The organism is Ensifer sp. (genome assembly GCF_031989085.1).
Classification (GTDB): Bacteria; Pseudomonadota; Alphaproteobacteria; order Rhizobiales; family Rhizobiaceae; genus Ensifer.
Window position 1 is genome coordinate 2,264,568 of record NZ_DALZXU010000001.1, and the last position, 22,421, is coordinate 2,286,988.

Consider the following 22,421-nt stretch of genomic DNA (forward strand, 5'->3'; position numbering starts at 1 on the left):
AATGCGAGCCCCATCAAAATCATCCGACTTGCCCATGACGGGAGTTTTTGATGAGCGACCAATCGTCGTTGCCGGCTGAGCCGAAAAATTCACTCTTGAGCGGATCGGTCCGATCCGCCTTCATTCGAACCAGCCTGCCAATCATCGTCGTAACGACGATAAGCGGCCTGCTGACCGTGGCCGATGCCATGCTGCTGGGCGCATTTGTGGGGGCGGATGCCCTGAGCGCGGTGACGTCGGTGTTTCCGATCTCGATGTTATTGCTGGCCGTTTCGACGATGGTCGGCATCGGCATGGCCAGCATTCTGGGACGTCGCCTCGGTGCCAAAGACATGGCTGGGGCCGTCAGTACCCTCGCTTCGGCCCAGGGCCTTGCCCTTGCTGTCGCTGCCCTGGCAATGCTGACTTTTTTCGGACTGGGTACCCATGTCGTTAGCTTGGCGGCGGGCGGCAACGCCCACCTCGGCGAGATGGGCTGGACTTTCCTTGCTGTTTCCTTTGCGACCGCACCGGCCGGGTTTCTGCTCTCGGTGCAGGTCGACGCGCTGCGCATGGAGGGGCGGGTTGGGTTCATGGCCATGGCAGGCGTTTTGGTGACGCTCGCCAATATCGGTTTCAACGCATTGCTGATCGTCGTGTTTGATTTCGGCGTAGCCGGGTCGGCCTGGGGTACGGCCCTGGCGCAGATATTGGGGCTGGGTGTCGTTGTCATCTATCGCATGAGCGGCAGAGCACGCCTGCCGATGGTCGGTATGAAATGCGACGGTGAATGGCGGGAAATGCTGGCCCTCGGGGCACCGCGCAGCCTCAATTTCATCGGCATTTCGCTCGGCTCGGCCGCGGTTCTGTTCACCCTGCGACGGCTGGAGCTGCCGCAACCCGACATGACGATCGCAGCCTATGGGGTGGTGATGCGCTTGATGACATTTGCCTTCCTGCCGCTGATGGGCATGAGCCTGGCCCTGCAGGCGATTGTCGGCAATGCGGTGGGTGCCAGGCAAGATGAGCGTGCAAAGCAGACGCTCTATTTTTCGCTTGCCGTAAGCGGAGCCTACTGCCTGCTGGTGCAACTGCTGCTGTTTGGTGCACGCGGCTGGCTGGGCGGACTTTTCGTGCCCGATGCCCCTGTTGGGCTGGAGGTGGCCCGCATTGTACCACTGTACCTTGCAGCATATGTCGCTTTTGGCCCGGTCATGATGGCCGCCAGCTATGCGCAAGCCATGGGCAGCGCACGGCGAGCCGCTATTCTCTCGCTGGGGCGAGCCTATCTGTTCGCAATCCCACTGACCTTGGCCTTGCCCCACATTTGGGGCGAGACCGGCGTGTGGGTCGCCGCTCCGATAGCCGATATCTTGATGTTGATGCTCAGCATGCTGGTTTGGTGGCGTGCCCGCACGTACACCGCGCGAAAGGCCGGCGGCTTCGGATCAAACTCCCTCACGCCATAAGGGGCTCATGCGCCGCGTCGCCAGATGCACGGTCATGGCTGATCTCACTGATGCCTTGCGCCGGACGGAAGCTCTGGGGATTTTGCACGGGGGTGATCTCGGTGGCTGGCGCAATCGTTCGATGGCCACGCCCTCCCGGCGCCGCGTCCTGGCGCATCTCGCAAGATGCGCAAGCTCGAGGTCCCGCTTGGCGGCGGGACCTCCTGATGTCCTGCCCGGACCATCCCGGAGATTGCCAAGGCAGCTTTCCACCACGATCTTCGGCTGCTGCCATGACCAGTTGAGGATCCCGCGCCTGCCTCGCGGCTCTACTTCAGTTCGATCTGGACCTCCTTCAGGCCGCCGTTGAACGCAAACGGCGGCTTGTAGTCCGATGTCACTGGCTGGCCCGTATCGGCGCCGATGCCGAAGGTGTCGATGCCAAAGCGCCCGGCGACCGTCTTTTCGATTTTGCCCTCGGCCACCTTCTTGTCGTTCACGAAGATGGCGGCCGACGCGGCTTTGCCGAGCTCCTTGCCGCCTTCATAATCGAAATCGAGGCGAACGACCGCATCACCTGTTGGCAGTGGGGTGTCGGACTTGATCACGTAGTGGTCCTCGAACCAGTTGTAGTCGAACACCGGCTTGCCGTCCTTGACATAGAAGACCATGCCTGCCGAAACCCCGCCGAACGCCATGATCGCGCCTTGCGTATCCGCGCCCGAAGAAGTGACCTTGGCGGTAAGCGACCAGGAGCGATTTTTCATTTGCGGCGCGGCCGTCTCCGCAAGGCGCGTTGCGCCCTGGTAGAATGTAAAGGTCATCGCCTTGTCGTCATGCCCGGGCGCGCTTGGCTTTGCGATCGCCAGTCTCGCCGCGCCACGGTCGTCCAGCGGGTAGACGTGATACTGCCTTGCCACCTCGTCGAAGCGAGCCTTCATCTCGGAAAGCTTTTCCGGCATGTCCTTGGCGAGGTCGTTCGCTTCGGAAAAGTCCTTGTCGAGATTGTAAAGCTCCCAGCGGTCTTCGTCCCATTTCCCAGGCGCGAGGTCCTGGCGCCAGGGAAGCGTATGCTGAGCGTTTGCCTTCCACCCCTCGAAGTAGATCGAACGGTTGCTGAGGATCTCGAAATACTGCTCCGTGCGGGCCTTGGCTTTCGGATCGGTAAAGCTCGGCATGAAGGACTCGCCGGCCAGAGGCAGCTGGGTGATGCCGTTGACGGCCCGTGGCATGTCCACATGTGCGGCTTCAAGGATCGTCGGCGTGACGTCGACCAGATGCAGGAACTGGTCGCGCGGCTTTGCGTCGTGCTTGATCTTGGCTGGCCAGGAAACGACCATGCCCGTGCGTGATCCGCCGAGGTGCGACGCAACCTGCTTGACCCACTGGAATGGGGTATTGCCTGCCCAGGCCCAGCCGACCGGATAGTGCGGCTCAGTATCCGGATTGCCGATATCGTTGATGCGCTTCAGCGTATCTTCGATCTTGGCAGGCTCGCCGCTCAAGGATTTGATTTCGTTGAGCGTGCCATCCGGACCGCCTTCGGAGGAGGCTCCGTTGTCGCCTGCGATGTAGATGACCAGCGTGTTGTCCGCGTCCGGAAGCTCGTGGATCGCATCCGTCAGACGGCCAACCTCATGGTCCGTGAAGGCAAAGTAGCCGGCATAGTTCTCCATCAGCCGGTTATAGAGCTTCTTCTGGTCGGCGCTCAGCGTATCCCATGCAGGAACCCAGTCGGGGCGAGGCGTGAGTTTGGTGTCGGGCGGAATGATGCCCATATCGATCTGCCGCTTGTAGACCTGCTCGCGGTACTTCTCCCAACCCATGTCGAACTTGCCCTTGAACTTGTCTCGCCATTCGGCCGTGACATGGTGTGGGGCGTGCATCGCACCGGGCGCGAAATACATGAAGAACGGTTTCTTGGGCGACACGGACTTGAAGTACTTCATTCGCGCGATCGCCCTGTCGGTCATGTCCGTCATCAGGTGATAGCCTTGTTCAGGCGTCTTGTCGGGCTCGACGGGCGTCGTGTTTTCAAAGAGAACCGGATAGAACTGGTGCGTCTCGCCGGCATTGAACCCATAGAAGTATTCGAAGCCGAGCCCCGTCGGCCAGCGCGTGAAGGGTCCGGCGACCGACGTTTCCCAATCGGGCGTGTTGTGGTTCTTGCCATACCACCAGGTCGAATATCCGTTTTCCTTCAACACTTCCGCGACCGTTGCCGTTTCTGGCGGGATCATCGTGCTGTAGTTGGGAAAACCGGTCGCCCATTCCATGAGGAAGCCATTGCCGGTGTCGTGATGGTTGCGGCCGGTCAGAAGCGCCGCACGCGACGGGCCGCAGATCGCAGTTGTGTGGAACCGGTTGTATTTCAGCCCCTGATCCGCGAGCTTGTCGAGGTTCGGGGTCGGGATCAGGCCACCAAATGTCGACGGCTGCCCGAAGCCAACGTCATCGAGCAGGATGACGACCACGTTGGGCGCGCCCTCCTCGGCCGTCGGGATCTGGGGCCAGGCCGGCGTCGAATCCTTGTAGGTCTTGCCGATGACGCCTTTGAACGCCTCGCTCGGACGCGGGATCGGATCGTTCCCCGCCGCATGCGCAGCCACGGCCATCACGACCGCGAACCCCATGCTGAACAAGACCGTCGTATGTCTGAATGGCTTCGTCATGGAATGCGTTCCTCTTGTCGGTGGCGAGTGCGGTCGCTGCCGCAAGCAATGCGAAACCTCGCCTCGTGCTTGTCTCCTCATGTATCGAAGGACGCATCTGAACCGGCGTCGTCGACGACCGCTTCTGACGGCAATCCTCAGCGTGCCGGTGCATTGAGCGGCCGGATCGAACCGAACATTGATCACGGCGCGCCGGCCGAAGGCGCTTCGTCGCACCGACGCGTCAAAGGAGAAGATTAAAAAGGAATCGTGCAAGTACGTAACGGTAACGATCAGCGTCAGGACAGGCACATGCTGATCCGACGGCCCGCTCTCGCGACAAGGTCTGCCGCAGGCAGGCAGCTGGCGCCTCTGGCCGTAGCGCTGCTGCGAAGCCACCGCAAGTGGGCGAGGCAGGGCAGCCGTTGCCGCGATGCCCCGCTGGCGACCTCAGGAGATCGCGGTGATCTCCAGCTCCTGCCCACCGACTGTCGCCACGTCGCCGACGCCCTTGCCCATCAGTGCTCTTGCCACCGGCGATACATAGGAGATCGATCCGGTCTTCGGATCCGCCTCGTCCTCGCCGACGATGCGGTAGGTCTGCACCCGGCCGTCGTCGCGGCTGAAGGTGACGGTGCTGCCGAAGGCCACGATATCGGTGGCGGTCGGGGCAGAGACGAGTTCGGCGGTGCGCAGCCGTTCGGCAAGATAGCGCAGGTCCCGCAAGGGACCGGCCGCCTGTCGCCGGCGCTCGTTGACGTCGTCGATGCCGCTCACCGCCTCATAGGCCGCGCGCGCCTCGCGCTGCTGCTCTTCCAGCGCCTTCAGCCCCACTTCAGTCACCAGGTTCGGATGCGGAGAAACCGGACGGTCGGGCAGAAGGGTTTCGGCCGCGGTTTCGGCACTTTCTTCCTTGGTAAAGGCAACGCTCACGATCGAACTCCGTTTTTGACGCGGCAGGCTTTTACAATGCATCCGGGGCCGGACGGAAGCGGTGGATGCGGGATTCAAACGCGCATTGTGCCTGATCGGTTGCCTCCGGTCACCGGCATATTCGCATCGCCACACGCACGGGCGGTCCTCGCGGGCGATCGCTGCCGATCGCTTCGGCCGTATGGTTGTCCCCACAAAAAATCCCCCGCGGCAGTCCTCGCACGGGGGGATTTTGATCGAATGGCAAGATGCGTCAGGGCTGCCGCAACCGGGCAGTGCCAATGCCGCCAGTTACTGCAGCGTGCGGGTCGGCGCCTGGCCGGGCTGGCCCGCCGATGCCGCCGCGCCCGCCGGGTCTGCCGTGTTGCGCTGGCCATCGAGGCCTGTCGCCACCACCGACACGCGGAAGGTGCCATCGAGCGTGCGGTCGAAGATCGAGCCGACGACGATGTCGGCCTCGTCGTAGACCTCCTCGCGAATGCGGGTCGCCGCTTCGTCGACTTCGAACAGCGTCATGTCCATGCCGCCGGAGATCGAGATCAGCACACCCTTGGCGCCGCGCATCGACACTTCGTCGAGCAGCGGGTTGGCGATCGCGGCTTCCGCCGCCATCAGCGCGCGGCCCTCGCCGGTCGCCTCGCCGGTGCCCATCATCGCCCGGCCCATGCCCTTCATGACGGATTTCACGTCGGCGAAGTCGAGGTTGATCAGGCCTTCCTTGACGATCAGGTCGGTGATGCAGCCGACGCCCGAATAGAGCACGCGGTCGGCGATCACGAAGGCGTCGGCAAAGGTGGTCTTGGCGTCGGCGATGCGGAAGAGGTTCTGGTTGGGGATGACGATGACGGTGTCGGCCGCCTCGCGCAGGCGCTCGACGCCCTCTTCAGCCATCTGCATGCGGCGCTTGCCTTCGAAGCTGAACGGCTTGGTGACGACGCCGACGGTCAGGATGCCGGCCTTGCGGGCGGCTGCCGCAATCACAGGCGCTGCCCCGGTGCCCGTGCCGCCGCCCATGCCGGCGGTGACGAAACACATATGCGTACCACCCAGGTGATCCATGATCTCGTCGATCGATTCTTCCGCGGCCGCCCGTCCGACTTCCGGCAGCGAGCCGGCGCCCAGTCCCTCGGTCACCTGCGCGCCGAGCTGGATCAGCCGCGATGCCTTCGACATCGCCAGCGCCTGCGCATCCGTGTTGGCCACGATGAAATCGACGCCCTGCAAGCCCTCGGCGATCATGTTGTTGATGGCGTTGCCGCCACCGCCGCCGACACCGATCACGGTGATCTTCGGGCGCATCTCGGTGATCGTCGGCTTCTTGAAATCGTTCATGGCTTTGTCTCCTAGGGCGAACGCCGCCAAAACAACGGATCGGGGCGAATCGGGCAGCTGTTATTTTAGGAATTGAAAAAAGCCACGGAGAAGGCAAGCGAAAAGGCCACGGCCACTTTCCACACATGATTTGTCTTTTGCCGGCTTGGCGAGATTGCCGGCTGCCGGGCAATTCGCATGGATTGGCCAATTAAGCCATCTTATCAGAGACTTGCTTCAGCTCCTCCGCAGCGACCATCATTGCCGGAGACGAAGGCGGCCGTGCTCTTTTCTGGCTTCAATAGACCGAGTTGGCGCGGCGCATCTCTCTCCGCTCCCTGTCATTTGGGCAAATCCGGTCATCGCAGCGCCCGAACGGCGCAAACGCGAACGCCAGAATTATGGCGAGGCTTTGCCCCTCACCCCAACCCTCTCCTCGCCTGCGGGGCGAGGGAGACCCGAGATTGCAGCCGCCTCACGCTCCTGCCGACAGGTCCTGTTCCAGTTTCGCCGCCCTCGACAATGTCCCCGAGCGAGCGCCCCAACGTCCCTTCTCCCCGCCCCGCGGGGAGAAGGTCGCGGCAGCGGGATGAGGGGCCAACCCGGGAGCAACAATGCCCTCTAGCGCGATCCTCAAGCCGCAAAGCTCGGCCGCGCCCGCACCCGCTCCAGCCAGCGCTGCACATTGGCAAGATCGCCCGGCACCTCCATGCCGAAGACATCGCCGAGCCACGCGCAGACGCCGGCGGTGATGTCGGCGATCGAGAAGGCGTCGCCGGCGAGATACGGCCGGCCATCGCCGAGCTCGCGGTCGAGCCAGGCCCATTTCTTCGGCACCGCCAGCCGCTCGGTCTCGGCAAAAGCCGGAAACTGCGTCAGCCGCTCCTTGAAGAAGGCGTCCGAATGCAGCGCCACATTGCCGATCGTGCCGAAGATCACCAGCTCGGCGCGTCGGTTCCACATCTCCACCTTCGCGCGACTGACGGCGTCGCTGCCGAAAAGCTGCGGCTCGCGGTGCGTCTCCTCGAGATAGCGGCAGATGGCGACGCTCTCGGTGATGACGGTGCCGTCATCGAGTTCCAGCACCGGGATCTGGCCGAGCGAGTTGAGCGCCAGGAACGCAGGCGCCCGGTGTTCCGCCTTGGCGAAATCGACATCGACCATCGGCACCTCGATCCCCTTCTCCGCCATGAAGATGCGCACCCGGTACGAATTCGGTCCCATGCCCTGATAGAGTTTCATCGCGTCCTCCCATCGGCTTGCGCGACACCATCGTCGCTCCGTCCCATGCCAGGCACTATGCCATACCAGTTGCTTTTAGCAACCGGTTTTATTTAACTCAACGGTTTAGATGTTGACATGCTTGGGGGGACGCAGCCGTGGCGAAATGACCTGGCGCCATGGCAAAGCACCTTGCGGACCGTGCGAGCCCATGGTCTGTGTCCTTCGACACACAGGAGCCGCCCATGCCGATTAGAGCCCTTGTCCTTGCCGCCACCATGCTTTGCGGCGCCAGCGCTGCCCATGCCGCCCTTGCGCCGAACTTCCAGCGCGCCAACGAGCTGACGGCGATCATCGGCGCGGTCGCCGAGGCCGTGCCGCAATACCCGATCGACAAGATCATCCATCAGGGCCGCGACCGCTACGCGGTCATCGCCGGCAAGTGCACCGTCATTGCCCGCATCGTTGCCCTGCCGCCCAAACCCGGCCTCGTCGGGCCGAAGCAGTTCAAGGTTGAACTCGAAAGACCGCGCTGCGACTGATGGTTTCGCCTGCAGATAGAGCCGTTGCCGATCGCATGGCCCGACCGTCGCGTTCGGCGTCTATCCCCAGCCGTCAAAGCCGCCAGCCGCTGACAACGGCAAAGTTCGCCTTCTGACCCACGGGTATCGCCGTGTCGCCGAAAGCCTTCAGCGCCTGCCCGTCCGGCAGCGCGAGCGTCAGGGCGAAGCGCTCGCCCTCGTAGACGCAGGCCGTGACCTCGAGCGCCATGCCGAGAGGATCCGGCCGGACATGCTCCGGTCGCACCAGCACGTCGCAGCGATGGCCCACGCCCGGCGCAGAGCCGATCGCCTCGCGCAGCTGCGGCCAGGCGAGCGCGCGCGGCGCATGCTCGGCCAGCGGAACCTTCAGGATCGAGCCGCGGCCGATCAGCCCGCCGACGACGGTGCCTTCCGGGCGCGCATAGATTTCGGAAGGTGCGGCCATCTGCACCAGCCTGCCCTCCGACATCACGGCGACATCGGTTGCCAGCGCCATCGCCTCCGACTGGTCGTGCGTCACATAGACCATCGTCGCGCCGGAGCGTTCGTGAAAGATGCGGAACGTCTCCTCCATCGACTTGCGCAGGTGCTGGTCGAGATTGGCGAGCGGCTCGTCGAGCAGCACCACGTCGGGCGACGTCACCAGGCAGCGCGCCAGCGCCACCCGTTGCCGCTGGCCGCCGGATAAGGCCGCCGGCCGGCGCTCGGCGTAGTCGGTGAGCTTCACCAGTGCCAGCGCCTCGCCCACCTTGCGCCGCCAGGTCTCGCCGGAGACGCCGCGCACCTTCAGGGGATAGCCGACATTTTCCGCCACCGTCATATGCGGCCAGAGCGCATAGGACTGGAACACCATCGCCATGTTGCGCTTTTCCGGCGGCAGCGCCCGCGCGGCATCCGAGAGCCGGCGCTCGCCATAGTCGATCGAGCCGTCGCTCGGCTGCTCGAAGCCGGCGATCATGCGCAGCACCGTGGTCTTGCCGCAGCCCGACGGGCCGAGCAGCGCCAGGAAACCGCCTTCGCGCACCGTCAGCGACACGTCCGAGACGGCAGGCCGGCCGCCGCCGAAATCCTTGGTCAGGTGATTGAGGATCAGTTGCGCCACGGCAGCACGCCTTCCGGAAGGTAGTTTGCAAGGGTTTCGAGCGCCGCCATCAGCGCCATCACCATGAGGACGACCAGCACCGACAGCGCCGAGGCCAGATCGGACGAGCCGCTGTCGTCGAGATTGAAGATCGCCACGCCCAGCGTCTGCGTGCCCGCCGACCATAAAAGCGCCGAGACCGTCAACTCGTTGGCGGCGATCAGGAACACGAGGATGATCGAGGCACCGGCCGCCGGCGCCACCAGCGGCAGGATCACGTCGCGCATGCGCCGGAAGAAACCGGCACCCGACAGCCGTGCCGCCTCTTCCAGCGAAGGGTCCATCTGCAGGAAGGCGCTCATGACAGGCTTCAGGCTGACGGCAAGGAAAGAGGAGAAATAGGCGATCAGGATGATCCAGATGGTGCCATAGAGCGACACGTTGAGGATTGGCAGCGGGGCCGCGAAGGTGAGGATGAAGGCGACCGCCAGCACGATGCCGGGCAGCGCATAGGGAATTTCGATCAGGATGCCGAGCGTATTTGCCAGCACGCCCTTGCGCCGGTTCATGAGATAGGCGGCCGGCACGGCAACGACGAGCAGCCCGAGGGCGGCGGAACTGGCAAGGAACAGCGAATTGGTAAAAGCGCTCAGCGTCATCGTCTGGCGAAAGAGGATTTCCTCATAGGCGCGCAGGGACACGGTCTTGAGCGTGAGCGGCACGCCATAGGCCGGCACCAGCGAACTGGCGATCAGTGCCGCAAGCGGCGCCACCAGCACCAGGAACAGGATTGCCGCAAGGGCCAGTTCGACAGCCACGCGAAACCGGCCGAGCGAAAAGGCGGCATTGGCGCCGGAAAGGCCGATGATGCGGTAATCTTTGCCCGAAAGCGCCCGCTGCTGCAGGATCAGCCCCATGGCCGCGATCGCCGCGATCAGGCTGGAGATCAGCGCGATCTCGCCGAAGGTGCCCGAGCCGAAGCTTGCAAGCCGCGTGTAGATCAGTGTCGGAAGCACCGTAATCCCGGCGGGAATTCCGAGGATCGCCGGAATGCCGAAATTGCCGACGCCGGAGACGAAGGCGATCGCCGCACCGGCGATCAGCCCGGGGGCTGCCAGTGGCGCGACGATATCGCGGAAGACGCGAAACGGCGATGCGCCGGAAAGCCTTGCCGCCTCCACCCCGTCGCGCGGCGAGGCCGAAAGCCCCGCCTTCAGCGCCAGGAACACCAGCGGCGCGTGCTGCACGCCGAGAAGCAGGGAAATACCGAAGAGCGAATAGAGCGGCTGGGGGCTTCCGAGCGGCGGCGCGATGCCCAGCGTCTTCAGAAGCGGGCTCGCCGGCCCGGTCATTTCCACCCAGGCAAGCGCCGTCACCTGCGGCGGGATCATCATCGGCAGCATGAAGGCGAAGCTCAGGGTCAGCTTGCCCCGGATATCGGTCAGCGCCACGGCAAAGGCAAACAGCGCGCCGATTGCGACCGAGATCAGCATGCCGCCCGTCGCAGTTATCAGCGTGTTGCGGATGGCGGCATAGGTCGCGGGCTCGGTGAGCACGCCGATGGAATGGCCGCTCGCAAGCCCCGAAAAACCGGCTTTGGCGAGGCTGATCAGCGGCAGCGCGCAGAGCAGGAAAAGGCAGGCGAGCACGAAGGGCACGAGCCAGCGCGGCTCGCCGGCCGGCGATGCGCCGGGCTTTGCCCGCCTCAGGCGCAAGAGGCCGCCATTGGAAATGCGCAGCCAGCGGGGCCGGCTGCGCATGGTTTCTGCCTGTTTCAACATTCAGGCGATCAGTTCGTGCCGAAGATGCCGGAGAAGGTCTTGAGGTCGGCGTCGGAATTCTTCACCGCCGCGGCCGCATCGATCGGCAGCACCTTGATCGTCTCGCGGGCCGGATAGCCCTCCGGCAGCGCCACGCCGTTGCGCGCCGGGATATAGCCCATCTTCACCGCCGTCTTCTGGCCCTCTTCCGAAATCAGGAAGTCGACGAACTTCTTGGCGGCTTCCGGGTTCTTGGCGGTCTTCAGGATGCCGACCGGCTCGGTGACGGCCGACACGCCTTCCGCCGGGAAGACGAACTCGACCGGCGCGCCCTTGGCCTTCTCGCGGATCGCCATGAAATCGACGATCATGCCATAGGCCTTCTCGCCGGTGGCGACCGCCTTCAGCACGCCGCCATTGCCGCCGGCAGCCGTCGCGCCGTTTTCGGCGAGCGCCTTGTAATAGTCCCAGCCGAGGCCGTCGATGCCGGCAAGCGTCTGCGCATGGATGAGCGCCGCACCCGAGGTCAGCGGGCTCGGCATCGTCACCAGGCCCTTGGCGTCGGCCTTGGCGAGATCCTGCCAGCCAGCGGGCTTGGTCGGGGCCGAGGTGTTGTAGATGATGCCGGTGGTAATCATCTTGGTGGAATAGTAGGCGCCGTCGGCATCATAGAGTGCCGCATCGTAGCTTGCCGCTTCCGGCGACTTGTAGGCGAGCAGCTGGCCGGCTTCCTTCAGGCGCTGCATCGTCACGGTGTCGGCGATGAGCAGCACGTCGGCAACCGGGTTGCCGGCTTCGATTTCTGCCATCAGCTTGGCCATCAGCTTGGTCGTGCCCTCGCGCACCCACTCCACCTCGACGCCGGGATTGGCCGCCTTGAAGGCATCGACCGTCGCCTGCGCATCCTCGTTCGGCTGGCTGGTGTAGAGCACCAGGCTCTCGGCAAAGGCGGCGGTTGAAAGTAGCGTGGCGACAAGCGCACCGGCAACGACGGAGACAAACGATTTCATCGACATATCCTCGGTTCAAGATGGCGCCGAGCCTTAGAGCCGATGTTTTACAGCCATGTGACAGGCGAGAGGCGGTTCCACCTTGACAGCACGTGCGCGTCGGGAAATCGTGCCCGCCAAACGGGAGGAGATGCATTGATGGATACTGTTCTGAAAATCGTCGGCGCTCTGGTCATTCTCGGAGCGCTGGGCATGGAAATGTCCCAAACGGTGCCGGCCTTCGGCACGGTGGGCATGCTCATGGCGCTGCAGTCGGCCCTGCCCGGCATCGGCATCGGCATCGCCCTTGTCGCCTTCGGCTCGATGCTCGGCGAGTTGAAGGGCATCCGGCTCGCCTCCGAGCGCAAGGCCGATCTGTACAAGTCGATCCTGGATAGCCGCCAGCCGGCCAAGTAACGGATGCCGCCGGCCTGGATGTCATCCGGCTTCTAACGATGCTGGGGGCTGGATGGCGGCTCCGCGGTACGCGTTGGCCCCTTCCGTCTGTGCCGGAAAAGATTCTTTCGAAAAATTCGGCCCCGATGTCACACCGGCCGATCCTGTCTCGTCATGGTAGTGGAACCAACGAAAGGAAACGGAACCATGACTGCCAAGATCGACCTTTTCGCCGCTGCCCCGCAACTGATGAAGAGCTGGACCAGCGTCTCCATGGCCATCGCCGCCAGCCTCGAGCCCGACCTGATCGAACTCGTCAAGATCCGTGCCTCGCAGATCAACGCCTGCGCCAACTGCATCAACATGCACACCCAGGAAGCCCGCGCCAAGGGCGAGACCGAGCAGCGCATCTACCTGCTTTCGGCCTGGCGCGAGGCGCCCTGCTACTCCGAACGCGAGCGTGCCGCACTCGGCTGGACCGAAGCCCTCACACGCCTTTCGGAAGGCCACAGCCATGAAAGCGCCCGCCAGGCGCTGGCCGAACAGTTCACCGAGGAGGAACAGGTGAAGCTCACGCTCATGATCAACGTCATCAACGGCTGGAACAGGCTGGCCGTCGGCTTCGGCCTGTGGATGGAGCCGGCTGCGGCAAAGTCCGCCCAGGCGGCCGCCTGATGGCGGGCAACGCCGAGGAGAACGCAGCGGCCGGTTTTGACCCGCTGCGTCCAAAGCTCATCCGCGTCGCCTACCGCATGCTCGGCTCGGTCGCCGATGCCGAGGATATGGTGCAGGAGGCCTTCATCCGCTGGATGGGGGCCGACCGCTCTGCCGTGCGCGAGCCCGAAGCGTTCCTGCGCCGCACCGTCACCCGGCTCTGCCTCGACCAGCTGAAGTCGGCGCGGCTGAAGCGCGAAACCTATGTCGGCCCATGGCTTCCCGACCCCGTCGTCGAGGAGGAGCCGGAGGAAGACGTCACCCTGCCCCTGATGCTCGCTTTGGAGCGCCTGTCGCCGCTCGAGCGCGCCGCCTTTCTGCTGCACGACGTCTTCGGGCTCGGTTTCGAGGAAGTCGCCGCCACCATCGACCGCGACCCGGCCGCCTGCCGGCAACTCGCCGCCCGCGCCCGCACCCATGTGCGCGAGGGTCGCCCCCGCTTCCAGGTCGAGCAGCAGCGCGGCATCGAGCTTGCGGAAGCCTTTTTCACCGCTTCGCGCAGCGGCGACCTCAAGGCGCTCGGCGCCATGCTCGCCTCCGACGTCAGCATCCACGCCGATGGCGGCGGCAAGCGCTCGGCCGCCATGCACCCGATCCTCGGCTTCGAGGCCGTTATCAAGGTGCACGAACAGCTGGCAAAACTCTTCCGCGAGCACGGATCGAACCTCGTGCGCGCCGGCTTCATCAACGGCCTACCGGGCTTCGTCACCCGCGAGGCCGACGGCGAGCTTCAGTCGACAGCACTCGAGATCGAGGACGGCAAGGTGGTGGCGATCTACATCGTGCGCAATCCGGACAAGCTGGGGCATCTGCACTAGGCGCGTGACCGCCGGCGGCATGAAACGGTTGCCCACGTGCACTCAAGCGTATGCGCCCTGATGTCGGTACGGTCGGCGCGACAGCGCCGGCTCAGCCGTCCGTTCCCGCATCCGGCCTATTGCCCGATGCGGCGCTCCTGCATCTCTTCGCCGACGAAGCAATTGTAGCCTGTTTGCGCGGCAACCGGCCGCACCGCCGTCTCGGATCGCTGAAGCCGAGCAACGTTCGGCCCCAGGATCTCGACGATCAGCTTGGCGAGGATCGCCTGCGCAAATGCGCGCGTATCCGAGATTTTCAGGAGAAAGGCGCCATCGCCACCGATCACGCAATTCTCGTAATAGGCGTCGAGGTCCGGGATCGACTCTGCATCCCGACGCGGCAACAGGATCGGCAACCCGTCGATGACGATGCCCTGCGCCACGGTGGAGTTGCGGGCGACGGGCGCCGGCACGCCGGAATTGTTCGGCCCGTCCCCCGATATGTCGATCACGCGCCGCACGCCGCGAAACCGGCTTAAGGGGAAGAGTTTGCGGGAAAACGCAAGCGCATTGGAAATCGAGGTGAACGAGATCCGCCGCATCGGTTCCCGTTGCAATGCCTCGGAAAACTGGCGGGCGCTGCCGGTGCCGTCGATCAGCGTCCAGGGCAAGACCTGCGCGGCCGACCCGCCCCACTCGACATAGGTCACCGCGATCCGGCCGATCGGGCCGCTGCGGATGGCAGCGACAAGCGCGGGCTGGAGAAAGGCATTCACATAGCCTTGGCGCTGCAACTGCTGTTCGTCTGCCTCCATCGAATAGGACACGTCGACGGCCAGCACCAGGGCGAGATCGACGTCGAAGGGAGAGGCCCGGGCGGGCGTGCTGCCCGCCAGGAGACCGATGCAGACAAGAAGGGCACAGCGCAGTGTCATCGCGGTCGCAAGCCCGTTGCCCGACGATACTACGCCTCTTCGGCTCGCCCGCAATGCAGGGGCGGCGCTGGCCACGCAGTTCGACGCGCGTGCAAAGGCATACGATCCGCCACCGAAAGCATGCCCCGCGGTTGAAAGGCATCGCAGCTTCACACCGGAAGGGTCTTTCAAGAGAGGCTTACCGCAACATCGATGCCGCCATACGCTTCATGTGTTCGGGGCGGAGATCAGATTTCCTTGAGCGTCCTCGGGCTGCCGAGACTTCCGATCAGAGTTGCGCTCGCCTCGTTCAACCCCAGGACCGTGGTGGCGATATCATGGACTCTAAAACGCCCGACGACCTTATCGAGTGCCGCCACAGCCGTAATATCCCAGAAATTGGCCTGCGAAACATCGATGACCACGCTCTTGCCTGCGGCTTGCTCGATGTCGAACGCGTCGATGAAGACATCGGCCGAAGCGAAGAACACCTGCCCCGAGACGCGATATCTTATCTGCCCGCGACCGGCGTCGGTCTCTGTTTCCACCTTCATCAGGCGGGCGACCTTGAAGGTGAAGAACACGCCGCTCAGAAGAACGCCGATGGTGACGCCGAGAGCAAGGTTGGCACTGAACACCGTCACGAGAACGGTCACCACCATGACAACGCTGGACATCTTCGGATGAACGACCAGCGTTTTCAACGACGACCAATCGAACGTATCGATGGACACCATCACCATGATGGCGACGAGGGCAGCGACGGGAACCTGGGAGACCCATGGCTTCAGGAGAACCATGAGGACGAGCAGGAATGCGCCGGCGAACAGCGTGGACAGCCGGCCCCGTCCGCCATATTTCACGTTGCTGACGGTCTGGCCGATCATGCCGCAGCCGGCGATCCCGCCGAACAGGCTCGCGGCCGTGTTCGCGATGCCAAGGCCCGTACATTCCCTGTTCTTCGAGCTTGGCGTCCCCGTGAGATCGTCGACGACACTCGCCGTCATCATCGATTCCAGGAGGCCAACCATGGCTATGGCAAGTGCCGGCCCGGCGATGATCGTCAGCGTTTCCAGCGTCATCGGCACAGCGGACCAGCCGAAGACCGGCAGGGAATCAGGCATTTTTCCGAGATCCGCAATCGTCATGACCGGAAGCTGCAGGGCGATCGATGCGACAGTCAGGACGATGATGCAGATCAGCGGCGACGGGATGGCGGTCGTGATCCGCGGTGCGAGGTAGATGACCGCGAGGCCCGCCGCCAGCATGCCGTAGGCGAACCAGTCTCCCCCGATGATATGCGGCAGTTGCGCTGCGAAGATCAGGATCGCCAACGCGTTGACGAATCCCGTGCGCACGGATTTCGAAACGAAGCGCATCAGGACCCCGAGACGGAGAAGCCCGAAGACGATCTGGATCACGCCTGCCAGCAGACCGGCGGCGAGGAGATGGGCAAGTCCGTGCGCATGAACCAGCGGCGCCGCGACAAGGGCGACCGAGCCCGCAGCGGCAGAGATCATGGCCGGACGGCCCCCCGTGAAGGCGATGACGATGCCGATGATGAAGGACGCAAACAGGCCGACCTGGGGATCGACGCCGGCCACGAAGGAAAACGCGATAACCTCTGGAATGAGCGCGAACGTCGCGACGGCCCCAGCGAGCATTTCGCGCATGGGATTGGCGGACCAATCCCGGCGGATCGAAGAAAATTGCATCTGGTGAGTTCTCGCAAAGCATGGCGAACGCGCTCTGTCGAGCGGTCGTTTGAGTGGCATGCAGGTTTTGCGTGGTCTGGCGGATCGGCGGCCAGAAGAGCCACCCGGAATTTCACCGGGTCCGTGGTGAGTAGATTCGTAATATCGCAAACGCCCCGCATTGCAATATGAAACTGCAACGGCGATCGACGCGAAACGGCCGTTCACACGATGAACGGCTGCTTCTCCATGCGTATGGGTCGAGGCAGGAACTGTCCGGCTACCGCCAATCGGCGATCAGGCGAGGACCTCCACAGAGGTGGACTTCGCGACGATCTCCCCCTCCCGATCCAGCGGATAGACGGGCCGGCGGACGCTGCGGTAGGTGCGCGCGCCGATATTGGCGGTGCTCAGGCCATCGGCGTCGACCTCGATGATAGCGGACGCAATGGGCCCGAAGGCGGCGCGGAAGTGCTGCTGCGACTTCACGACGACGATGTCGTAGGTGGCCGGCTCGATGCCGACGGCGCGAAAGAGGTTCTGGTCGAGCATCTGCTGGCGCTCGCTCGAAATCAGGATGTCGATGCCCGAGACGTGGAAACGCACGCTCGGGCCGAGCGACGCCGGCAGGCCCTGAAACATCGGCCCTTCGAAGATGATCCGCCCGTCGGAGATCGCCTGCACCGTGCCCCTCACCCGGATCGGCCCGCCGCCGACGGCGGGATCGATCTTGCAGCCGAGCGTCACTTCGCGCTCGGCGCCAAGGCCGGCCGCGATCAGTTCGGCAACGACCGCCGGGTCGCACAGAGCCCCGAAGGCGGCATTGGCCACACCCGCCTGCAACAGGCCGGTGAGCAGGCGGGTGGAATCGGCATAGGCGCCGCTGCCGGGATTGTCCGAGAAATCGGCGATCACCAGCGGGCCGGGCCCGCGCTGGCGGCCCGAATGCTCGGCAATGGCGCCGGCCAGTGCGCTCAGCGGCAATTGCTCGTCCTGATGTTCGCGCCGCTGCCAGATCTCGTCGCAGAGGCGCTCCGCATGGGCGATCGCCACGGCGTCGGCCACCTTCCCCTTGTCGTAGCAGATGACGGCTGAAGGGCCGGTGTTCAGGATATCGGCATCGTAGAAGCCGGCATTGATGGAGGTGGCGAGAATGCCGTTTTCGCTCGCAATCGCATCGGCGATCTCCAGCAGCTCGGTCATGGCGCAGGCGTGGGTGGTGCGCCCATCGTTGCAGCCGTTGATCATCGGCGGCTGGCGAATGGCGATGGCGGGCACGATCTCGCCGCGCATCGCCGCCTGAAGCAGCGCGCCGGCTTTCAGCGCGCAGTCGGCCATGTCGACATGCGGATAGGTTCGAAACGACACGGCGATATCGAGAAGGTCCGCCATTTCAGGCGCCGAATTGGCATGCAGGTCGAAGGTCGCGGCAATCGGCAGGTCGGACCCGACGATGCTTCTGACCACCTGGAGCAGCTGGATCTGGGCGTCGTCCGCCGTCTGCGTGCACATGGCGCCGTGAAAGACGATGAAGACGCCATCGAGCTTTTCGCCCGCAAGCGCCGCCGTCACGTCCGCCACGAAGCGCAACCGCGTCGCCTCGTCGACCCGGCCGCCCGGCTCAGCCCGCGCCGCCACCGTATAGACCGGCTGCCAGCCGTAACGATCGCAACAGGCGATGAAGCCGCCGATTTCCGAATTGGTGCCGCGGCAATTGTCCTCGATCGCAGCCCCCTTGAAATAGTGGCACGCCTCGAAGTCCTTGAAGCCGGTCTTCAGCTTGGAGAACGTGTTGGTTTCCTGGTTGAATTCGAGAACGGCGACCTTGAAGCTCATGGCATGCACTTTCATTCGGGAAATGGGAGATGGTCGTGGAACCGGGCGCCGGGGAAGCGCGAACACCCCGGCGCCCGCTCGCCGCCTGCTGCGCGCTGCATTGCATGCAGCCCGTAGCAGACGAATTCCTTGGGAGAGGCTTGGCTTGCACGTTGCGGCTTGCCCCTTACGCGTTGCTGTGCGGTCATCCCCTCACAGCGTTCATGTGGGGCTTGCCCCACACGCATTCTCTGCCTGGATTGCCCCTCACCCTAACCCTCTCCCCGCAGGCGGGGAGAGGGGACGAGGTCGGCCACGAGCGTGTCGCGTTGTGGATGCCGTGGTGCGAACAGGGAGAGTGTGGTTGCAGTTCATCCGTCACCCTGGAATGAGACATCCACCACTTGGGCCAGACGAGTGAAGGGCTGAGAGATTTCGAGGAAGCGAGCGGCTGCCTCACCGTCCCTTCTCCCCGCTTGCGGGGAGAAGGTGGCCGGCAGGCCGGATGAGGGGTTTAGTCAAGCCGGCAACCACCCCGCTCCTTAGCGAAAATACTCGCTCGTGCTCTTCGGCCGCGCCATGATGTCGAAGTCGAAATACTGCTTGCGGATCGTCTCGTAGGTGCCGTTGGCCATGATCGCGTCCAGCCCGGCGTTAAGCTTGGCCAGCAGTTCGTCATTGCCCTTGCGCACCGCCATGGCGTTACCCTGCGCCGTGTCGAGGATGAAGCTGTCGCCGACGAAATCGCAGCAGCCGCTGTCGTCCTTGGCCAGCCAGTCCGTCAGCGCCATCTGGCCCTCGAGGATCAGGTCGAGACGGCCGTTGGCCATGTCGAGGAACACTTCGCTGAGCGTCGGATAGAGCTTGACCTCGCTGTCGGGAAAGAACTCCTGCAACGCTTCGACGGCGACCGATCCGGATTGCGTGCCGATCACCTTGCCCTTCAGCGCCTCGGGCGAGACGTCCGTCAGCCCCAGGTCCTTGCGGGCGATGAAGCGCATGGCGTTGAAGTAATAGGGCTTGGTGAAATCCACTTCCTTCTTGCGGTCCTCGTTGATCGCCATCGAGGCGATCATGACGTCGAATTTCCGGGCCTGGAGGGCGGGGATGATGCCCGACCATTCATTGGTGCTCCAGGCGCATTCCACCTTGATTTCGGCGCAGACCGCCTGGCCGATATCGTAGTCGAAACCCTTGATCTCGCCACCTGATGTCACATAGTTGAAGGGCGCATAGTCACCTTCCGTGCCGATCGAAAGCGTGTCGGCCGCAAGGCTGGTGCCCGACAGCGCGCAGGCGAGGAAGAATGCCGCCACACCCATGAACTTCTTTTGCATCTCGTTCCCTTTGTAATCCGTCCGGCATCTACAGAGGTCGCGCGCGGCACAGTCGTATCGGGCGGTGCCCAACGCTGATTTCGCGTGCTATTCCTTGATTTTACAGCCGATCGTTGTTGCGTTATCGCTTTATTATTCGTCGACAATGGGCGACGTTCCGGCACTTCGCAATGCCAAAGAAATAATCTCAGCCATCCAAAAAATTCATATATGGTGGAAGGGTCGGACTGCCTCCCGGAGAAGCCCATGCGCGACCTGCCGAGCCTCAAATCCCTGCGCGCCTTCGAGGCGGCGGCCCGCAACGGCAGCCTGACGGCGGCGGCAAACGAGCTGTGCATCGGCCAGGGCGCCATCAGCCACCAGATCCGCATACTCGAGGACAATCTCGGCCTCAGCGTCTTCGTCAGGAAGCAGCACGGCGTCGAGCTGACGCCGGAAGGCGCCCTGCTTTATGCCTCCTGCAACCGCGCCTTCGACGATCTCGAGGGCGTCGTCCAGCACATTCGGCCGCGCAACACCCAGAAGATCCTGCGCGTCAAGGTCGGGCCGTTCTTCTCGATGAAGCTGATCGCGCCGAGGATCTCCGGGTTCCTCGGCGAAAACCCCGGCCTGCAGATCCACCTCTCGCATCTGGAAACCAACGCGCCCGCCACCGGCACGGCCGATGTCATCATCGACTATTGCCTGCACCCGCCGCCCGCCCGCTTTTCGCAGCGACTGTTGCGCGAGCGCCTTGTGCCGGTCTGCGGCAAGAGCATCTCGGATGCTGCGCGCGACAAGCACGACCTGCTTTCGGGAAACCGCCTGCACTATCGCGGCCTGCAGGAATGGCAGAGCTGGATCGCCTCCTCGGGCCTGAAGCTCCCCCCGAGCCGCCAGGACCTGATCTTCGACGATCAGCACATCATTCTGGAGGCGGTGAAGGAAGGACAGGGCGTGGCGCTGATCGACCGCACCCTGGTGGAATACGAGCTCAGGTCCGGCCAGGTCTGCCTGGTGCACGACCACTATTATGAGCCCAGCGAGACCTACCAGTTCGTCTGCCTGGAAGAGCTGTTCCGTACCAAGCCGGTAACGAAAAGCTTTCTCGCCTGGCTGTTGCAGGAAATCGACGACCGCCAGCGCCGCTATGCGCAGATCGCCTCCGACCACGCCGGCGCCTGAGGCAGCCCCCGCTTCACGAGCCGACGCGACGACATTGCGGCCGGGGCTTCAGCCCACCCGTTCGAAATCGGCGAGCTTGAAGCTCCTGTCGTTGAAGGCCTCGGTCGGGCCATAAAAGCGCACGGCCGGCAACGGCCGCTTTCCTGCAGTCGGTATCCAGTTCGCCTCGAGCCCATCCGGCGCCTTCGGCCCGACATAGATGCTCACGCCGCCATCGGCGTTCTTCTTCATCTTCTCCACGTCGTAGGACGATAGCGTCGTTCGGTTGAGGTCGCTGTAGATGAACGACATCGTGGCGCGGTCATAGACCGTCAGCGCCCAGAATTGCTTGACCGGCATCTCGGCCGGCAAGTCGAGCCTGTAGAGCGAGCCCGCTTCCAGCAGACGCCCCTCATTGTCGGCCATCGCCATCATATATTGGGTCGCCGGCGTATCGCTGAGCACCTTCGGCATGTAGGTGCACCAGAAATATTCGGCAGCCCGCGGTATCAGGTCGATATAGTCGTCGTAGATGAACGAGAAGGTCTTGTTGTCGTCTGCCTGCAGCAACGACACATAATGGCGATCCGGCCAGTAGCGCATGCTATCCGGCGTGTGGTCGAACCAGTCCTGAAGGTAGAACCAGACGTCGATCACGGCCTGGTTCATGGCACGCTTGGCCGTTTCATCCGGCGAAAACGGCTTGCCCTTTTCGATCCCGAGCGATTTCAACATGCCCATCATGACCTTGTCGTGCTCGCGCACGGGCTCGACGCTCATGATTTCATGCATGTCCTCGAAGTGACGCCCGTCGTAGAAGGGAAGCGTCGGATAGCGCTGGTCGATCGGGTCGACGAACTTCTGCTCCGGCGGATTGGCGGCTTCGCTGAGATAGTACATGCGCAGGCGCTTGGCATAGGCATAGGCGTCCGCCGTCGATTTGCCCGCCGCCGGCACGGAGCGGAAGGCGAAGGCGACACGGTAATTCGGCGATGCCACCTGGATGTAGCCCTCAGGAACGGCATCCGCGTAGCCGGGCGGCGTGAACAGCAGCTTTCCGCCCTTGCCCTGGTCAACACCGGCCGGGCCGACATCGGCAATCGTGAACTGCCACGCATCGACGACCTGTCCGTAGAGGCTGCCGTCGGCGCCGGCGATCGGCACCTCCAGCACCACCGGCCCCTTCTGCAGGTCGGTGAAGGCGGAGATATAGGGTGTCGTGCTGTTGGCCGTGATCGCTTCGAGCTTGGGCGTCGCCACCGCCGAATAGGCGATGATGTCGTTGTCCTTCATGCCGAGGTCGGTGAAGGCCGCACGGCGGAACGAATAGATCGCGATCGCCGGCATGTTCCACAGCACCGCCTCGAAAGCCCGCTGGTACTTGATCTGGTAGTCGAAGTCCTTGATCGAGGGTGCGGCACCCTTATCGGGCTGGCCCCCGAGCGGGTTTTCGCCATCCCTGGCGAAGGAAGGCGTTGGGATAGCCAGCGTCGGGATTGCCGCGGCAAGGGCCACGGCCGAGACCGTCGCCACCCCCTGCTTGAGAACATCGCGACGGTTGAAGAGCCACCCGGCAAAATCATCGCTGCGCATCTGAAATTCTCCCGTTCAATGGCCTGGGTCGATTATGGAATGCCCTGTTTGCTTGTCGGGAACGGCAGGGTCGATCTCCCCGGCCGCAAGCACATGCCCGACC

At 63.8% G+C, this 22,421-nt stretch carries 18 protein-coding genes and 1 other annotated feature; of the genes, 6 read left to right on the top strand and 12 right to left on the bottom strand.

Annotated features, from left to right (window positions below; translation table 11 throughout):
- Positions 1-50: 50 nt before the first annotated feature.
- On the top strand, positions 51-1,448 hold the full coding sequence (locus RTP54_RS11110; protein WP_312362600.1) for an MATE family efflux transporter: 1,398 nt from the start codon (positions 51-53) through the stop codon (positions 1,446-1,448).
- Positions 1,449-1,756: 308 nt separating this feature from the next.
- On the opposite strand, the gene RTP54_RS11115 is transcribed toward RTP54_RS11110, so the two are convergent.
- The 4 genes from RTP54_RS11115 to RTP54_RS11130 form a co-directional block, all read right to left on the bottom strand.
- Complete coding sequence (locus RTP54_RS11115) at positions 1,757-4,099, bottom strand: arylsulfatase (RefSeq protein WP_312362602.1); 2,343 nt, start codon at positions 4,097-4,099, stop codon at positions 1,757-1,759.
- A 429-nt stretch (positions 4,100-4,528) separates the two neighbouring features.
- A complete protein-coding gene (greA, locus tag RTP54_RS11120; RefSeq protein ID WP_312362604.1) occupies positions 4,529-5,011 on the bottom strand; it encodes a transcription elongation factor GreA in 483 nt (160 codons plus the stop codon).
- Between the two features lie 291 nt (positions 5,012-5,302).
- Positions 5,303-6,343, bottom strand: a complete 1,041-nt coding sequence (gene ftsZ, locus RTP54_RS11125; RefSeq protein ID WP_112810910.1) for a cell division protein FtsZ — start codon at positions 6,341-6,343, stop codon at positions 5,303-5,305.
- 612 nt (positions 6,344-6,955) lie between these two features.
- Positions 6,956-7,564, bottom strand: a complete 609-nt coding sequence (locus tag RTP54_RS11130) for a glutathione S-transferase family protein (RefSeq protein WP_312362609.1) — start codon at positions 7,562-7,564, stop codon at positions 6,956-6,958.
- Between the two features lie 224 nt (positions 7,565-7,788).
- Here RTP54_RS11130 and RTP54_RS11135 point away from each other — a divergent pair, with 224 nt between their 5' ends.
- Positions 7,789-8,085, top strand: a complete 297-nt coding sequence (locus RTP54_RS11135) for a hypothetical protein (protein WP_112816258.1) — start codon at positions 7,789-7,791, stop codon at positions 8,083-8,085.
- 73 nt (positions 8,086-8,158) lie between these two features.
- Here the strand turns inward: RTP54_RS11135 and RTP54_RS11140 are convergent, their stop codons facing one another.
- Genes RTP54_RS11140 through RTP54_RS11150 form a run of 3 tightly spaced genes read right to left on the bottom strand, consistent with a single transcriptional unit; the run spans position 8,159 to position 11,936 of the window.
- On the bottom strand, positions 8,159-9,187 hold the full coding sequence (locus RTP54_RS11140; protein ID WP_112816257.1) for an ABC transporter ATP-binding protein: 1,029 nt from the start codon (positions 9,185-9,187) through the stop codon (positions 8,159-8,161).
- The gene (locus RTP54_RS11145; RefSeq protein WP_312362614.1) at positions 9,175-10,926 is read right to left on the bottom strand and encodes an iron ABC transporter permease; all 1,752 of its coding nucleotides are present in this window, start codon (positions 10,924-10,926) and stop codon (positions 9,175-9,177) included. The genes RTP54_RS11140 and RTP54_RS11145 overlap by 13 nt, the downstream gene beginning before the upstream one ends.
- A gap of 29 nt (positions 10,927-10,955) precedes the next feature.
- Positions 10,956-11,936, bottom strand: coding sequence for an ABC transporter substrate-binding protein (locus RTP54_RS11150; RefSeq protein WP_312362615.1), 981 nt, complete (start codon positions 11,934-11,936; stop codon positions 10,956-10,958).
- Positions 11,937-12,074: 138 nt separating this feature from the next.
- Here RTP54_RS11150 and RTP54_RS11155 point away from each other — a divergent pair, with 138 nt between their 5' ends.
- The 3 genes from RTP54_RS11155 to RTP54_RS11165 all read left to right on the top strand — a co-directional run bounded on the left by RTP54_RS11155 (position 12,075) and on the right by RTP54_RS11165 (position 13,843).
- Positions 12,075-12,332, top strand: a complete 258-nt coding sequence (locus tag RTP54_RS11155) for a hypothetical protein (RefSeq protein WP_112810905.1) — start codon at positions 12,075-12,077, stop codon at positions 12,330-12,332.
- Positions 12,333-12,518: 186 nt separating this feature from the next.
- Positions 12,519-12,986 (top strand): carboxymuconolactone decarboxylase family protein, encoded by a 468-nt coding sequence (locus tag RTP54_RS11160; RefSeq protein ID WP_112810904.1) that lies wholly within the window; start codon positions 12,519-12,521, stop codon positions 12,984-12,986.
- Complete coding sequence (locus RTP54_RS11165; RefSeq protein ID WP_312362617.1) at positions 12,986-13,843, top strand: sigma-70 family RNA polymerase sigma factor; 858 nt, start codon at positions 12,986-12,988, stop codon at positions 13,841-13,843. The genes RTP54_RS11160 and RTP54_RS11165 overlap by 1 nt, the downstream gene beginning before the upstream one ends.
- A gap of 116 nt (positions 13,844-13,959) precedes the next feature.
- Here the strand turns inward: RTP54_RS11165 and RTP54_RS11170 are convergent, their stop codons facing one another.
- From RTP54_RS11170 to RTP54_RS11185, 4 genes are all read right to left on the bottom strand, one after another.
- Positions 13,960-14,757: a DUF1194 domain-containing protein gene (locus tag RTP54_RS11170; protein ID WP_312362619.1), complete on the bottom strand. Its 798-nt coding sequence runs from the start codon at positions 14,755-14,757 to the stop codon at positions 13,960-13,962.
- Positions 14,758-14,984: 227 nt separating this feature from the next.
- Positions 14,985-16,451 (bottom strand): SulP family inorganic anion transporter, encoded by a 1,467-nt coding sequence (locus RTP54_RS11175; RefSeq protein WP_312362621.1) that lies wholly within the window; start codon positions 16,449-16,451, stop codon positions 14,985-14,987.
- Positions 16,452-16,521: 70 nt separating this feature from the next.
- Positions 16,522-16,577 (bottom strand) — a sequence feature (sul1 is cis-regulatory element that is thought to sense ions involved in sulfur or methionine metabolism; They are found in Alphaproteobacteria).
- A 150-nt stretch (positions 16,578-16,727) separates the two neighbouring features.
- On the bottom strand, positions 16,728-18,266 hold the full coding sequence (locus RTP54_RS11180) for a M81 family metallopeptidase (protein WP_312362623.1): 1,539 nt from the start codon (positions 18,264-18,266) through the stop codon (positions 16,728-16,730).
- Positions 18,267-18,787: 521 nt separating this feature from the next.
- Complete coding sequence (locus RTP54_RS11185; protein WP_162703620.1) at positions 18,788-19,582, bottom strand: transporter substrate-binding domain-containing protein; 795 nt, start codon at positions 19,580-19,582, stop codon at positions 18,788-18,790.
- A 246-nt stretch (positions 19,583-19,828) separates the two neighbouring features.
- Between RTP54_RS11185 and RTP54_RS11190 the strand changes: the two genes are divergently transcribed.
- Complete coding sequence (locus RTP54_RS11190) at positions 19,829-20,746, top strand: LysR family transcriptional regulator (protein ID WP_312362625.1); 918 nt, start codon at positions 19,829-19,831, stop codon at positions 20,744-20,746.
- Between the two features lie 48 nt (positions 20,747-20,794).
- Here RTP54_RS11190 and RTP54_RS11195 read toward each other — a convergent pair whose 3' ends face one another.
- The gene (locus RTP54_RS11195; protein ID WP_312362627.1) at positions 20,795-22,318 is read right to left on the bottom strand and encodes a DUF1214 domain-containing protein; all 1,524 of its coding nucleotides are present in this window, start codon (positions 22,316-22,318) and stop codon (positions 20,795-20,797) included.
- Positions 22,319-22,421: the final 103 nt, after the last annotated feature.